Raw genomic sequence first — 13,754 nt, 5'->3', positions numbered from 1 at the left:
CGACGAGTCGTAGACGGCGCGGCGAACGGGGCAGAAACGACTATACGCTTCCCTCCGAACGTCGGATATATGCTCTCTTCGTCTGCGGTTCTCGCGGGGCTGGTCGTCGTGACGCTCGTGCTGTCGGTCGGTGCGATACGGTACCTGACGCTGGGTCACTCGAGGCGCTGGCCCGATATCGCCAGTGACCGACTGGTGATGGGGGTGCCCTGGGGGACGCTCGTCGTCATCGGGTTCGTCCTCTCGTTTTACCTGCTGGTACAGGATGGGCTGACCGACTGGTCTCGACCGGTGACGATTCCGTTCCGGGCGTGGTCGTACTTCTACCCGCTCGGGATACTCACCGGATCGTTCGCACACGACAGTGCGGGCCACCTGACGGGGAACCTGATCGGGACGGCGATGGCCGCACCGATCGCCGAGTACGCCTGGGGTCACTACCCGCGCGAGCGCGACCGTCACGCACCGTCTCGATTCTACCACCGGCCGTGGGTCCGCGCACTCGTCGTCTTCCCGGCCGCGGTCGTCTGTATCGGGCTCTTGACCTCCGTGTTCGCACTCGGTCCCGTGATCGGATTCTCGAGCGTCGTCTACGCCTTCGCCGGGTTCGCCATCGTCCGCTATCCGATCACGACGCTCGTCGCGACGACGACGGCGCAGGGGGCGCTGAGTACGATCTACCGGGCGCTCGGTGAGCCGATTCTCACCCAGACCGCACAGGCGCGCCCGCCCTCCGCCCCGTCGTGGGCGACCATCGCGATTCAGGGTCACGCGCTCGGCTTCTTCATCGGCTTCGTGTGTGCCATCGCGATTTTTCACCGGCGTGGACTCCGCCAGGATCCGCTCAGACTCTGGGTCGCGATCGTCCTGTTCGCGTTCGCGAAGTCGCTCTGGGCGATCTACTGGTTCGGTGGCGGCGACGAGTACATTCTCTTTCAGGGACCCGGCGTTGCCATCGTCGTCGCCCTCGCGCTGGTGCTCACGCTCGCCGTCGTGAGTTCGAACCGCCCACTCGTCCCGCGTTCGATCAGACGGCGTCTCCTCCACCGGAACGTCCCCGCCTCGACGCGTCGCAGCCTCGAGTTGGGTCTCCCCTTCGAGGGCGAGCGCCGCCGGACTCACGAGCGGATCTACGACATGGTCGTCGGCAGCGCGAGTGGGAGCGTCGCGACGGGAGCGAAACGCTGGGACGGGTCCCGGTCGCGCTCGTCGGTCACTACCTCGCTCGCGACGACGAGCCGTCGGGGTGTCGTGTTGCTCGCCGTCACCGTCGTGCTCGCGCTCCTGGTCGGTCCCTCGATACCGGTCAACATGTTCGTTCTCGACGGCGAGTCGAGTCCGGGTGAGGAGGCGATCACGGTCGGCGACTACTCGGTCACCTACGCCGAGGGGGTCGAGAACGAACTCATCTCCGTGGTCGATATCGAAGCGTTCGGCCAGGATACGACCGTCGAGACCGGCGGCGTCATCGTCTGGAGCGAGGAGCGAAACATCTGGATGGACGCGATCTCCGAGCAACGGCTGGCTCACTCGGGCTCGTCACAGATACAGCTCGGCGGTCTCGGCTGGCGTGAACCCGTGACTGCGGTCCGACAGGGCTGGTCGGCCACGGGTGGGGACACCGCCTACCAGGTGTGGCTGCGTGCCGGTGACGACCCGTACCAGCACGTGTTCACCTCTGAACCAGCCCAGGCCGACGTCGTCCTCGCCGGACAGAACGTCACCGTCGTCCCCCACGAGGGTGCGTTCTTCCTCGTCGTCGCAGACGGTGAGAGCGAGCCTGCGGCCGCGTTGATACCGAACCAGGACGCGCGGTTTTCGGCGGGTGAGGTCACGTTCGAACGCGACGGACGGACGGTCTACGCCGAAGTCGACGACACGCGCGTACAGGTCGCACGCCAGGAACGGTACAGCCGGTAGGTCACCTGCCGGGCCACTCGATACGAAACACCTCGACCTCGAGTTCACGCCGTTCGTCGGTGTGGAACTCGAAGCGGCGGTCGACCGGGAACGCCGCGGCGAAGGCGTGCGTGACCACCCCACCTCCGTCGGCGGCGAACGCTTCGACGAACGACTGGCTGCCGGCGTTGTGGATGGTGTACGAGACCGCGCCGAGGTCTCGAGCGGACTCGAGAAAGGCCCGGTCCGCGTGGCGGTTGCCCCGCTGTGCGCCGAACGGCGGGTTCGACACCACGGTCGCGTCGGAGAGTGCGAGCGGGTGGCGGCGGCCGTCGCCGACCACCCACTCGATCGGATCGGTACCGAGAATCCGTACCTCGTTGTCGCGCGCGCGAGCGAGTGCCGACGGATCGCGCTCGAGTCCGACGATCCGAGTTCCACCCGCGAGCGCACACCCGATCGCGAGCATCCCCGTTCCGGTTCCGAGGTCGACTACCGGACGCTCAGCGAGGTCGCCCTGCAGCGCAGCGAGGTGACAGAGGTGGGCCGCGAGCGCTGGCGGCGTGCGATACTGTTCGAGCGCGACGTCCGGCGCGTCGAAGTCACGGACGCGCTCGAGCCTCCGCTCGATGGTTCGACGGCTGGTCATCGCTCGAGACCGCCTGCGGGGGTACTGTCGGCCGTCGGCTCGCCGATCGATCGCTCGAGACCGAACACTTGGGCGCGCACTCGAGTGGGTACACCGACGCGACAGTAAAACGTTTAGATGCGACCCGGATGGGGACCTGACCGGTTCGACGCCGCCTTTCACCACACGGATGGTCAGATAACGTGACAGAAACACTAAGAGTTAAGGACTGGCCATGCGAGGAGAACGTATGGACGAATGCCCACGGTGTCAGTCGCCCCTCGAGCGTCTCTCGCTGGGCGAGGTCACGACCATCGCGTGTGGCCGGTGTGGGTTCGCCGACGTTCCGGTCGACCACGAGAGCAAACCGGTAGAGATCGAATCCTGGCGGGACGCGTTCAACCGGTTCTACGACTCGTGACCGCCGCCACGGGGGGTCGGTGAGTTCACTCGAGCGACGCCACCGCACTCGAGAAGCGTCGGTTTCCAGGCACCAGTACTGCCTCGAGCGGGGCCGACGCGGTCGCTCGTGCGTCTCGACACCAGCACCCAAAAGGTAGCGTGGGGGCGCTACTCGTTCGCGGCGGGGGCTTCCGCCTCGTCTTCGTCGTAGACGACGTCCTCGTCGGAGCGGGCGGCGACGAGTCCACCGCGTGCGACGCTGTAGAGCGGTTCGTCGGCGTGGGTGACGCCGCTGACCGAGAACGGGATGTTCGCGTCTTCCAGGTGGTCACGGAACAGTTTCTCGAAGCCCTTCGGACTCGAGGTCCCACCGGTGACGACGACGGGGATGTCGAGACCTTCCTCGACGTCACCCTCGTCGACCTCGCGGACGATGTTCTCGATGACGTAGTCGAGGAGGTTCTCGTAGTAGATCGACAGCGCACCCTCGACGCCGCCGACGTCGGTCGTGAAGTCGAGTTCGAAGTCGTCCTCTTTGATCGAGGTGACCTTGTCGACGGGAGTGCCGGTCGCGCGGGCGGCCTGTTCGTCGACCCAGTCGCCACCGCGTGCGACGGAGAACTTCATGACGGGGACGGCGTAGTAGGCGAGACAGACGTTCGTCATGCCCGCACCGAAGCTGATGCCGAGACCGGTGAAGTTGTTGTCCGCGAGTTCGGAGTAGATGACGGACATCCCCTCGTTGATCGGCTCTGCGTCGTAGCCGACGTCGTTGAGGAACGACTCGATCGTCTTCTGGTGGTACAGCGTCGAGAGATCGGAGTCGATTGGGTCTGCGGGGGTCGAGAAGTACAGTTTCTCGTCGGGGTAGTTCGGTTCGCCGACGACCTGTTCGATGATGAGTTTCATCATCGGAATCGCACTCTTCTCGTCGGAGGAGAGAATGCCGTGTTTCATCGGCCGGCGGGTCTCTTTATTGAAGATGTTCGCGAAATTGAGTGCGTCGTCACCGACGACATAAACTTTGTCGTCTTTCCGGATGTGTAACACTTCGCTCCGCGAGAGCATCTGCTCGGCCATGTCCGAGTATTCGATCTCTACGAAGGAGTTTCGCTGCTGCACGAACACCGTGTCGTTTCCATCCTGCTGTGCAGACAGGATGTTCATCGTACCAACGTCTAGGCCCTTAGCCATAATTGGCAAAGGCGTCTGACGGATTATAAATCTATGTGCATTGTGTGCACCGAAGTCGATCGTGAATAAATTCTATATTTATAGACTTGTCGAATAGTTAATTCCTTCTGACGCGATTGCGCAACGCACCGAGGACGCCATCCGAGCGCTCAGAGCCGACGAGCCAGGCTTTCACCCGTGCGAACGGAGCCACGATGGCGTCGCCTCGAGTGCGCTCGGCGTCGGCGGCGGCCTGCTCTCGTTCCCGCTGCTCGCGTAACTCCCTGAGTTTCGCCGTCTGGTCGTCGACGGTCGCACTCGAGGTGGTCGTCTTCGTCTGCCCGCCTTTCAGCCCCTTCAGGCCGGCGACCTGGTCGTCGACGCCGCTCGAGCGAGTCGTCTTCGTGCCGAGTTCGAGCGACGCCCCGTCGAACTCGTGATCGGTGAAACTGAGCCGTTTGTGTTCGGTCTTCTCGACGCCACCCCAGGAGAGTTCGACGCCGTCCATCGCGTCGTCGATGTCGCCTCTGATCTCCTCGTCGGAGTAGTACTCCTCGTCGTCCTCCTCGGAGTCGTCTCGAATCTCCTCGACCGCCCGGGCCATGTCGAGGTAGTGTGCGATGAGCGCGGCACCGGTCGAGGCGGTGATCGCAGCCAGACCGATCGCGTAGGCGGCGACGACGTGGACCGTCCCGAACGTGGCGGTACCGCTCTCGTAGTAGTTCCAGTCGGATGGATAGAGGGCGACGAAGCCACCGACCGCTGTCACTGCGACGGCGGCACCCACGACCGAGGCGTACAGCACGCGCCGTTCCGTCGGAAGCAAGACGGTGATGCCGAGCATCGTCACCGGGAGCGCGAGCATGCCGAGCGCGTACGCCGGCTGTACCCACTGGAAGTACGTATCAGAACGAGCCTCGAGCGTACTACTGTAGAGGAACAGGACGAGCGCGACGACCGCCAGTCCGATCCCACCGATAAACAATCCAAATCCGAGGTAGACGTCGGTTCGACCGTCGGGTTCACCGATGTACTGGCGATAGAGGTCGAACAGGTACCCTTCTGTCGGCTGTTCCGCTGCCATTAGCGCCCCTTTACTCTCCAGTACTATGACTTTTGGGACGGGAAAAAATCACGCGGTCGTCATTATACGCGTTCGGCTCGACGGCGGTCTCAGTCGTTACAGCAACCGCCGGTCTCGCCGCTGAAGTCGACCGCGATCGGGGCCGAGATGGCGTCGTTGACCGCCTCGAGTTCGCCGCTGAGAGCCGCCTTCGCCTCGAGAAACGCCTCCATCGTCGCCATCGAGTGGAGTTCCTCCTGGGTCGACTGGAGTTTCTCGAGGTCGTCCTGGGTGGCGGTGCCGGTCTGGCGAGCGATCATGAACTCCTGGCGGATGCGCTCGAACTCGTCGATCTTCGCCTGGGTCTGTTCGCACGCCTCGACGGCGGCTTTCGCGGACTCGAACTCCTCGTACGCCGGGAGGTCGGCGATCGCTTCACCGAGTTCACTGCCGAGCGCTTCGACCTCGCTCGTCTGAATGCTCATAGGCGTCTTTCGGCCGGGTCGACTTTCAACGTTTCGAGCCTCGAACCGAGAGTCTGCGACGGCGATGGTACGGTACGATCTCCGTTAGACATAGCCGAAAGTTATACAATCGCCGTCTGTGTGCTCTCTCACAGAGGGGATTGAAAGATGGTGCAGACACCACGGCCGGCAGGGAACGGTTCGCCTCGACGGAAACGGAGGCGATCGTGATGGGGGAGTATCCGGTGCTCGTCGTCGCCGACGAGTGTGAGACGCTCGATAGGGTCGAGCGAGCGCTCGCGACGACGTACACGGTGACCCGGGTCGGACCCGACGAGGACGTCTTCGATCACGCAGACGAGTTCGGCCGCTCCGAGGTCGTCCTCTTCGAGCGGTCGCTGCCGATACCCGCTGGCGACCAGCTCGTCCTCGAGAGTCAGTGTCGAGCGGGGGCGTGTTTCGCTGCGATCGTCGACGGCCTGGACCCGACCGAACGCACCGTTTCGATCTGTCGGGAGGCGTTTCTCGACGAACCGATCGACGAGTCGGCCCTCCGCGAGTCGGTCTCGCGGCTCCGGCGCTGGGCACGGTACGACGAGAAACTCGCCGAGTGTGCGAGTCTCGCCGAACGACGGGCCGAACTCGAGACCACACCCGCCGACGTCGAGCGCGATAGCGAGTACGAGACGCTCTGTGAACGCCTCGAGTGTCTCCGCCGCGAGGTCGACGACCTCCGCCGACACTTCGACGCCGAGGACTTCCGGGCGGCGTTCGAGACCCCCGACTTCGCCGGCGGGGCGCGACTCAGGCGCGTCGCCTGGCTCTGAACGCTCGAGAAGCGCCGTCGTTTTACGTACGCGCCCGTTACGACCCGCAATGAGCCAGGAGTCGGAGTACAGCGAGGGAGACCTCCGAAACACGGGGATGGCGCTCAAACACGACCGCGAGTGGGACTACGAACTCGAGCGGATCGTCGACGCCATCGAAGAGCGCGACGCGACGAAAGTCGGCCTGCAGTTTCCCGAGGGGTTGAAACGCCGCGGTCCGTCGGTCGCGGACGACCTGCGCGAACTGGTCGGCGACGGGGTGACCTTCATGCTCTCGGGCCAGCCGTGTTACGGCGCGTGTGATCTCGATACTTACCTGATGAAGCGCACCGACGTCTTCGTCCACTTCGGCCACTCGCCGATGAAGGAGTCGAACAAGGTGATCTACGTCCCGCTCTTCTCGAACGTCGAGGTGACGCCGATCATCGAGGAGGCACTCGAGACGCTCGAGTCGCCCGACGAGACCCCCGAGATCGGTCTCGTCACCACCGCCCAGCACATGAACCGTTTCGAGGAGATGGCTGCGTTCCTCGAAGAGGCTGGCTACGAGGTACAGACCCGCCGCGGTGACGACCGGCTCACCCACGAGGGGCAGGTGCTCGGCTGCAACTACGCGAGCGCGGACGTGCCCGCAGACCAGGTGCTCTACGTCGGCGGCGGGAAGTTCCACCCGCTCGGACTGGCGATGGAACACCCGGAGAAACACGTCGTCATCGCCGACCCCGTCAACAACGTCGTCACCGTCGCCGACACCGAGAAGTTCATGAAACAGCGCTTCGGCGCCGTCCACCGCGCGATGGACGCCCGGCGCTGGGGCGTCATCTTCTGTACCAAGATCGGCCAGGGACGCTGGGAGATCGCCCAGGACATTCTGGCGGACAACGAGAACACCTACCTCATCACGATGGACGAGGTAACCCCCGACCGCCTGCGCAACTTCGACATGGACGCCTTCGTCAACACCGGCTGTCCGCGGATCACGACCGACGACGGCCCACGCTTTCACAAACCGATGCTCACCCCCGGCGAGTACGAGATCGCCGTCGGCAACGAGCCACTCGAGAACCTCTCGTTCGACACCTTCCACGGCACCTGGTAGTGGTCGGAAACGACAACACTTAGGCCCCTCATCGGTGCAGGTTGCGGTATGTCCACGCCAACGAGCGACTGGGGCGACTGGCTTCCGAACGCGATCGCCGACGCCGAACCCGACGGCGTCGCCATCTGGTATCTCGGCTGTAACGGCTTCGCGCTCAAAGGCAGCGAGGGAACGACGCTCTTCATCGATCCCTACCTCGGCATCGGCCGCCCACCGCGAACCGTCCGCATGATCCCCGTGCCCTTCGATCCCGAAGACGTCACGGAGGCGGACGCGGTGCTCGCGACCCACGAACACCTCGACCACGTCCACGGTCCCTCCCAGGCACCGATCCTCGAGTCGACCGGAGCGACTCTCTACGCACCCGACGACAGCCTCGCCGTCGCGCGCGAGGAGGAAGCCTGGACCGACGGCTGGGACGTCACCGACGAGCAGTTCGAAGAGGTGACCGAGGGCGACACCCTCGAGATCGGTGAGTTCACCCTCCACGTCGAGGAGGCTCACGACCCCGACGCGACCCACCCCGTGAGCTACGTCATCGAACACGACGCCGGGACGTTCTTCCACGGCGGCGACACGAAGCCATCGGACGCGTTCGCCCGCATCGGCGAGGAGTACGACATCGACCTGGGCGTCCTCGCGTTCGGGACGGTCGGTCTGATCGCCGACAAGGAGACCGGCGAGGGTCAGCGGACGGTCTGGTACAACGACGAGAACCAGATCGTCGAGTGTGCACACGACCTCCAGCTCGATCGGCTGCTCCCGAGTCACTGGGACATGTGGCGTGGACTCACCTCCGACCCGAAAGTGCTCCACCACCACACGAAGAGCTTCCCGTACCCGGAGCGCCTCGAACTCGTCGAGATCGGTGACCGCGTCGAGTTGTGACCGCGAGCAGGGCAGACGTCCGTTCCGCGGAGTGCCCGTTTCATTTATAGTAGTGCTGGCGTAACGTTCTTCCCATGAGTAGTACCGCTGACGCGGACGAGGTGGTGGAAGTTAGCGAGGGGGGGCTGACCGTCGAGAAATCGTTTACTGCGGACGAGTTTCCGGTTCCGGCGATCCGCTTCGAGATCGAGACGGCCGGCGACGAGGCAGTCTCGTTTCGCCTCGTCGAGCGCATCCCCGAGTCGTTCCCGATGGACGGCGTCGGGTTCCACCCGGAGTATCACAGTGAGAACTGGACGGCGTTCCAGGACAACCACGTCGAGTTTTCGGGTACCGTCGAACCGGACGAACCGCTCGTGACCGTCTACGGGATTCGTCTCGACGAAGAGACCGAACCCGCCGAGTTCCTGACCGAACCGGCCATCGCACCCACGACGACCGAAGACACCGACGACGACGAGCGTGATGCCGAAGAGGTCGACGACACGACGATCGACGACATTCTCGCGAGCGACCGCAACCAGGTCGTCAAAGACATGCTCGCAGGCACCGGCGGCGTTCCCGGACTCGACGACCAGGGCGATGACGGCGAGGAGGAACCCGAGATCACCCTCGACCTCGAGCGAGCGGCCGCCGATGCCGAACCGAGCGAGGAGGAGGACGGACCCGGCGAGCAGACGGTCGACGACGAGGAGGAACCCGAGATCACCCTCGACATCGGCGAGGCTGCGGACGACGAATCCGACGGGGACACGGCGGACGCCACCGCCGACGCCGAACCTGCCGACGACGAATCCGACGGAGACACGGCGGACGCCACCGCCGACGCCGAACCGGCCGAGTGGGTAACCGAGGGGACAGACGAGGACGAGGTGGTCGCTGCACCGCCTGCTGACACCGACCCGGCGCCAGCCACCGCGGGTGACGAACCGGTCGGGGCACGCCTCGCCGCCGAACTCCGTGCGGGAACGCTCGAGGAGACCGACGTCGAAGTCCTCCGTCGCGAGCTCGAACTCGACGGCGAGGGTGCCGAGAGCGGGATGACCGCCAGCGAACGTGCCCGCATCGACCACCTCGTCACCAGGGTCGAAGAGATCGGTGCCTACGCGAACGCACTCGAGGCGTTCATCGACGAGAACGGACGCGGCGAGGAACTCATCGGCGAGTTCAGAACCGAACTCGAGTCGTTCGGTGCTGACTTAGAGACGCTACGTGACCGGGTCGACGAGGCGACCGGGAGCGTGGGCGACCTCTCCGAGGATCTCGCGGACGCGACGGAACGAACGGAGACGCTCGAAGCGGACGTTGGCGAGATCGACGACCGTCTCGAGCGGACCGACGAGCGCGCCGACGAACTCGAGTCCGGTCTCGAGCGCGTCGAGTCGTCGGTCGACGAGTTAGACGAGCGTCTCGAAGACGTCCGCGCGGACGTCACCGAGATCACCGAGTGGCGCGCCGAACTTGGATCGATGTTCTCCGGGTGAGCACTCGCTTCTCGCGTCGGTAAAACGGAACTCGTTTAGCAGTCCGCGACACAGCACTGTTCGATGGGCGAGACGATTGCCGTCGCCGTACCTCGGAAAGGCAGGCCGCTCGAGTCGGTACTCGAGCGATTGGCCCGCCGACTGGAGCTGACCAACCTCGCAGACGACGTGATTTCGACGCTGCGCCACGAGAAGGCCGTAACGAAAGGCCATCTCGAGCCGACGAGCGACGACGTGTACCATCGCCTCGCGACCTACAGTGACGTCGACGACCCGACACAGCCCGAGTACACCCTCGTTCGCGACGACCGGGCCGGTATGCCACGCCGGATCGTCTTCGACAGCCTGACGGTTGCACTCGACGGCGTCCTCGACGTTCCCGCGGGGACGAAACTCCAGCTCGTTGGGCGCGAAGAGCCGTTTCGTGCGCTCAGAACGCACGACTTCGCGCTCGGGTTCGACAGTGCAGACCTCGTCTTAGAGGAGGTCGTCGAACTCCGGGCCGACCCGCTCGAGCGCATCGCCGACATCAACGCACGGATCGATCCCACCGACACCGACGTACGCGTGGTTACCGGACTCGGGGATACGGTGTACCACACGCTAATGGCGACGCCCGACGTCGCCCCGAGAACCGACGGCGTCGACCGCTCGTTTCTCGCCGCGTACGACGGCCCACTGTGTATCGCACCCCGGTACGAACGCCTCGTCCAGGCCGTTCTCGGAACGGACGCGCTCGCCGGAATCAGCTTCGAGTATCCGCCGTCGGGCATCGACGAGGAGGCGGCGATCGCAGACGCCGGTCTCGGCGTCTACCTGACGGTGACGGGGTCGACCGCGCGCGAACACGGACTCGTCCTCGGAGACAGACTCTTCCCGAGCGAGACCGTCCTGATGGAGAACCAGGCGGAGGTGACGCCCGCGGTCGACGCCGTCAAGGCACTCGTCTCGACCGTCGTCGACGCCGACGAAGAGACCGCACTCCTCGTCTGAGTCAGACGCCGAGCGCCTCGACGTACCGCTCGACGTGGTCGCGACAGTCGCTCGCGAGTTCGTCGACGATCTCCTCGAGCGGCCGTTCGTCCTCACCCCACAGTCCGGGATGGACGAGCAACTGGAGGTGGTCGGGGCGACCGCCGGGGAACGGAGGCTCGAGTCGCCACTTCTGGTTCGAGTCCGACGTGTACCGGGTCCGGGTGAAGAACTCGGGACTGTAGGTGTTGACGAACTCGTCGAAGTCGACGCCCAGGACCCACTCCGGCGGCCGGTGGAACGAGACGGTGTCGACGGGGTGGCCGAGGAGCTGGGCGAAGACGTCACACTCGGCGCACACCTGCGCCGTCAGGTCGTCGGCCGACGGCCGGTCGTCCCAGTAGTGGTGGGTGTTGAAGTGGAGGGCGACGTCGTGGCCGAGCGCTTCGATGTCCCGAAGTGTTCGGACGTGCTCGGTCTCGAGCAGATTGTATACTGGCGTCGTCAACAGAAAGCAGTAGGTCGACTGGACGCCGAGCCGTGCCTCCAGTTGCGCCATCTCGAGTGCCGCCGCCGGGGAGAGGTCGACGTCGTGTCTGAGAACGATCTGATCGCGTTCGAGTCCGGAGTAGTCGGTGAAGGTGAACCCGTCGGCGAGTAAGGACTCGAGGAGGCGCTCGTAGTTCTCGAAGCGATAGGTGAGTCGCTCGAGTGCGAAGAGTTCGCCCATCACTCCCCGGCTGACGCCCCGCTGGTGAGATTGTGTCGGTGGTCGACGCTGTCGACGCGACGGTTCGATCCACGCGAGACGAACGTCTCGCCGACGCGTGGCTCCCAGCCGTCGGTCTCGTACTCGGTGACCAGAACGGTGCCGTCGGCGGTCGCGACGACGAAGTCACCGCTCCAGAACACCTCGAGTATCGTCCCCGCGTCCGCGGTCGCTCCCAGGTCTGCGGAGAACGGTCTCGCCTCCCAGATCATCACCTTCTCGCGAGCGGCGGGCGACTCACCCTCGACGAACGTGAACGCACCGGGGTACGGGTCGGCGACCGCCCGCACGAGGTTGTACACGTCCTGCGTTCCATCTTCCCAGTTGATCTCGCCGTCCTCGGGGTTGCGTTTCGGATAGTAGGTCGCCTCACCCGACTGGGTCTCGAGGGGACGCTCGCCGCTGAGGATCGGGTCGATCACCTCGAGGAGCATCTCCTGGAGGGCCATCGTCACCTTGTAGTACAGCGTCCGGATGGTGTCGAACTCGGTGATGTCGAACTTGCGGGTGGCGACGACGTCGCCCGCGTCGGCGTCCGGGTCGAGCGTGATCACCGAGAGGAGGAACCGGTCGCGGTCCTCAATGAGCGACCAGTTCAGCGGCGAGCGCCCGCGCCCCTTCGGCAGACCGTACGCACTGCCGTGGTTGCCGAGTCCGCCGTACGTTGCCGTCTCGAGGATCGCTGCGGGAATCAGCCGTTGCCAGCCGTTGACGACGAGGAGGTCCGCCTCGAGCGACTCGAAGTGCTCGATGTCGGTGCGCTCGTTCATCGAGTACGTCGCGGGATAGTAGAGGGGAACGTCGTACGCTTCGGCGAGGTCGGCGAACGACGCGTAGCCCGAGACGTGGTTCGCTCGAGCCATCTCACGGTCGATGGTGACGATTTCCGTGATGGGCAGTCCACGCTCGAGAAGTGTCTCGAGGACGTCGTGGGCAGGTGCAGTGCAGCCAACGTAACAGATGGCGGAGTCGCTCGGAGCGGTCATCACCCCTGAATTGCCTGCGGTCGTGTATTGTTATCCAGTCGTTTCGTCGTCTGACACTCCGGTACGCGCCGCCTACCCGGTATCGTGCTGAACGACTCTCCAGAGCGTTTCGGACGACTACCGCCCCACACTCACGTGACCGACCGGTCACCCGGCACCCAGAATAGATATAGCAACATACGATTTATGTGTTGTGTACAGGACGATAGAATTTACTACAATGGTAGTATCCTTACGGACGCTGAGTTCGATATCGTCCACAACACGCCTCGGTGGAACGGACACCGGCGAGTGCCAGCTGCGGCTCGTCAGAACCGCCGATACGGCCACGACGAGAGACTGGCACGGATACGTCCCACGAAGAACGGAGGGCTGTGGCCGACTCCCGAGCGACTGGACCACCGGCTTCTGCGTGCCAGTGGTCCCATCGATGTAGCGCTGGTGTATCTATTCTCAGCCATCGTGACGGCAGTGGCTCTCTAACGGTCCCTGTCGTCGCTCGGACGGGCCATCCATACACCGTAGAGTGCGATACGTTCGGCGGGGACAGACGGGGCACTCGGGCCGTGAGACCACAGCCATCTCCTCGAGTGCGTCTGGAGCGACTTCTCGAGTACCGACACTCGCCTCGAGAACCGGCGTCGGTGGCTCGTGAGTCGCCTCGCCCGGACAGCGGTGACGGCTACGACGCTGCTGGTGAGACTGGTCGGATACCCACCAGCGCTGCTCTCGAGACCGAACTCGGTGTGAACGACGACTGCTCGCCGCGAGACCGTCACGCTGGGTAGTCTCTCCCCACCAGCACCTCTGCATCCCTGAGGATGCAAACGAACTGTCGGACCCACCGGCCGTGTGTCCGAACAGCGTCAGTATACACACAGCGGTCTGTGCCGTACGGGCCGCTACCCGGGAGCGAGTGCCTACCCACGGGGGACGGAACACGCGTCATTCGGACACCGGTGAGCCGTAGCCAACGAGGGTCGACGCTCCTCGAGCGGCCGGCACGACGCGCAGAGATCTATGACTTTCCGGACGTTCACTCTGACTGGACGTCGAACACCACGAATACGACGGCACCCACCCTCGGTCGAGCGGCTCTG

Annotated in this window: 13 protein-coding genes; 7 read left to right on the top strand and 6 right to left on the bottom strand. The window is 64.6% G+C overall.

Annotation, left to right across the window (positions count from 1 at the left end; translation table 11 throughout):
* Positions 1–69: 69 nt before the first annotated feature.
* Entirely contained in the window at positions 70–1,920 is a 1,851-nt protein-coding gene (locus tag N0B15_RS06635; protein WP_263018804.1) for a rhomboid family intramembrane serine protease, read from the top strand.
* A 1-nt stretch (position 1,921) separates the two neighbouring features.
* On the opposite strand, the gene N0B15_RS06630 is transcribed toward N0B15_RS06635, so the two are convergent.
* Complete coding sequence (locus N0B15_RS06630; RefSeq protein ID WP_263018803.1) at positions 1,922–2,548, bottom strand: METTL5 family protein; 627 nt, start codon at positions 2,546–2,548, stop codon at positions 1,922–1,924.
* A gap of 229 nt (positions 2,549–2,777) precedes the next feature.
* Here N0B15_RS06630 and N0B15_RS06625 point away from each other — a divergent pair, with 229 nt between their 5' ends.
* Positions 2,778–2,948, top strand: a complete 171-nt coding sequence (locus N0B15_RS06625; RefSeq protein ID WP_263018802.1) for a hypothetical protein — start codon at positions 2,778–2,780, stop codon at positions 2,946–2,948.
* Positions 2,949–3,097: 149 nt separating this feature from the next.
* On the opposite strand, the gene N0B15_RS06620 is transcribed toward N0B15_RS06625, so the two are convergent.
* The 3 genes from N0B15_RS06620 to N0B15_RS06610 all read right to left on the bottom strand — a co-directional run bounded on the left by N0B15_RS06620 (position 3,098) and on the right by N0B15_RS06610 (position 5,650).
* The gene (locus N0B15_RS06620; protein ID WP_263018801.1) at positions 3,098–4,123 is read right to left on the bottom strand and encodes a disk-shape morphogenesis protein volactin; all 1,026 of its coding nucleotides are present in this window, start codon (positions 4,121–4,123) and stop codon (positions 3,098–3,100) included.
* A gap of 97 nt (positions 4,124–4,220) precedes the next feature.
* Positions 4,221–5,186, bottom strand: coding sequence for a cell division protein CdpA domain-containing protein (locus tag N0B15_RS06615; RefSeq protein WP_263018800.1), 966 nt, complete (start codon positions 5,184–5,186; stop codon positions 4,221–4,223).
* An 89-nt stretch (positions 5,187–5,275) separates the two neighbouring features.
* On the bottom strand, positions 5,276–5,650 hold the full coding sequence (locus tag N0B15_RS06610) for a YlbF/YmcA family competence regulator (RefSeq protein ID WP_263018799.1): 375 nt from the start codon (positions 5,648–5,650) through the stop codon (positions 5,276–5,278).
* A gap of 209 nt (positions 5,651–5,859) precedes the next feature.
* Between N0B15_RS06610 and N0B15_RS06605 the strand changes: the two genes are divergently transcribed.
* From N0B15_RS06605 to N0B15_RS06585, 5 genes are all read left to right on the top strand, one after another.
* Positions 5,860–6,456 (top strand): HalX domain-containing protein, encoded by a 597-nt coding sequence (locus N0B15_RS06605; protein ID WP_263018798.1) that lies wholly within the window; start codon positions 5,860–5,862, stop codon positions 6,454–6,456.
* 49 nt (positions 6,457–6,505) lie between these two features.
* Positions 6,506–7,555, top strand: a complete 1,050-nt coding sequence (gene dph2 / locus N0B15_RS06600; RefSeq protein WP_263018797.1) for a diphthamide biosynthesis enzyme Dph2 — start codon at positions 6,506–6,508, stop codon at positions 7,553–7,555.
* 48 nt (positions 7,556–7,603) lie between these two features.
* Positions 7,604–8,443, top strand: coding sequence for an MBL fold metallo-hydrolase (locus N0B15_RS06595; RefSeq protein WP_263018796.1), 840 nt, complete (start codon positions 7,604–7,606; stop codon positions 8,441–8,443).
* Between the two features lie 74 nt (positions 8,444–8,517).
* The gene (locus N0B15_RS06590) at positions 8,518–9,927 is read left to right on the top strand and encodes an AAA family ATPase (protein ID WP_263018795.1); all 1,410 of its coding nucleotides are present in this window, start codon (positions 8,518–8,520) and stop codon (positions 9,925–9,927) included.
* Positions 9,928–9,990: 63 nt separating this feature from the next.
* Positions 9,991–10,920, top strand: coding sequence for a phosphoribosyltransferase HisG-related protein (locus N0B15_RS06585; RefSeq protein ID WP_263018794.1), 930 nt, complete (start codon positions 9,991–9,993; stop codon positions 10,918–10,920).
* Position 10,921: 1 nt separating this feature from the next.
* Here N0B15_RS06585 and N0B15_RS06580 read toward each other — a convergent pair whose 3' ends face one another.
* Both N0B15_RS06580 and N0B15_RS06575 read right to left on the bottom strand, forming a co-directional pair.
* Positions 10,922–11,629, bottom strand: a complete 708-nt coding sequence (locus tag N0B15_RS06580) for a polysaccharide deacetylase family protein (RefSeq protein WP_263018793.1) — start codon at positions 11,627–11,629, stop codon at positions 10,922–10,924.
* The gene (locus N0B15_RS06575; RefSeq protein WP_263018791.1) at positions 11,629–12,654 is read right to left on the bottom strand and encodes a methionyl-tRNA formyltransferase; all 1,026 of its coding nucleotides are present in this window, start codon (positions 12,652–12,654) and stop codon (positions 11,629–11,631) included. The genes N0B15_RS06580 and N0B15_RS06575 overlap by 1 nt, the downstream gene beginning before the upstream one ends.
* Positions 12,655–13,754 lie beyond the last annotated feature (1,100 nt).

The organism is Natronobiforma cellulositropha, assembly GCF_025629245.1.
GTDB classification, from domain to species: domain Archaea; phylum Halobacteriota; class Halobacteria; order Halobacteriales; family Natrialbaceae; genus Natronobiforma; species Natronobiforma cellulositropha.
This window is presented reverse-complemented; position numbering and strand designations above follow the sequence as displayed.

Excerpts from the sequence above, each read along its gene's own strand:
- N0B15_RS06585 (WP_263018794.1), top strand. The coding sequence starts at position 9,991 with ATGGGCGAGACGATTGCCGTCGCCGTACCTCGGAAAGGCAGGCCGCTC.
- N0B15_RS06615 (WP_263018800.1), bottom strand. The coding sequence starts at position 5,186 with ATGGCAGCGGAACAGCCGACAGAAGGGTACCTGTTCGACCTCTATCGC.
- N0B15_RS06575 (WP_263018791.1), bottom strand. The coding sequence starts at position 12,654 with ATGACCGCTCCGAGCGACTCCGCCATCTGTTACGTTGGCTGCACTGCA.
- dph2 (WP_263018797.1), top strand. The coding sequence starts at position 6,506 with ATGAGCCAGGAGTCGGAGTACAGCGAGGGAGACCTCCGAAACACGGGG.
- N0B15_RS06595 (WP_263018796.1), top strand. The coding sequence starts at position 7,604 with ATGTCCACGCCAACGAGCGACTGGGGCGACTGGCTTCCGAACGCGATC.
- N0B15_RS06605 (WP_263018798.1), top strand. The coding sequence starts at position 5,860 with ATGGGGGAGTATCCGGTGCTCGTCGTCGCCGACGAGTGTGAGACGCTC.
- N0B15_RS06625 (WP_263018802.1), top strand. The coding sequence starts at position 2,778 with ATGGACGAATGCCCACGGTGTCAGTCGCCCCTCGAGCGTCTCTCGCTG.
- N0B15_RS06620 (WP_263018801.1), bottom strand. The coding sequence starts at position 4,123 with ATGGCTAAGGGCCTAGACGTTGGTACGATGAACATCCTGTCTGCACAG.
- N0B15_RS06590 (WP_263018795.1), top strand. The coding sequence starts at position 8,518 with ATGAGTAGTACCGCTGACGCGGACGAGGTGGTGGAAGTTAGCGAGGGG.
- N0B15_RS06630 (WP_263018803.1), bottom strand. The coding sequence starts at position 2,548 with ATGACCAGCCGTCGAACCATCGAGCGGAGGCTCGAGCGCGTCCGTGAC.
- N0B15_RS06580 (WP_263018793.1), bottom strand. The coding sequence starts at position 11,629 with ATGGGCGAACTCTTCGCACTCGAGCGACTCACCTATCGCTTCGAGAAC.
- N0B15_RS06635 (WP_263018804.1), top strand. The coding sequence starts at position 70 with ATGCTCTCTTCGTCTGCGGTTCTCGCGGGGCTGGTCGTCGTGACGCTC.
- N0B15_RS06610 (WP_263018799.1), bottom strand. The coding sequence starts at position 5,650 with ATGAGCATTCAGACGAGCGAGGTCGAAGCGCTCGGCAGTGAACTCGGT.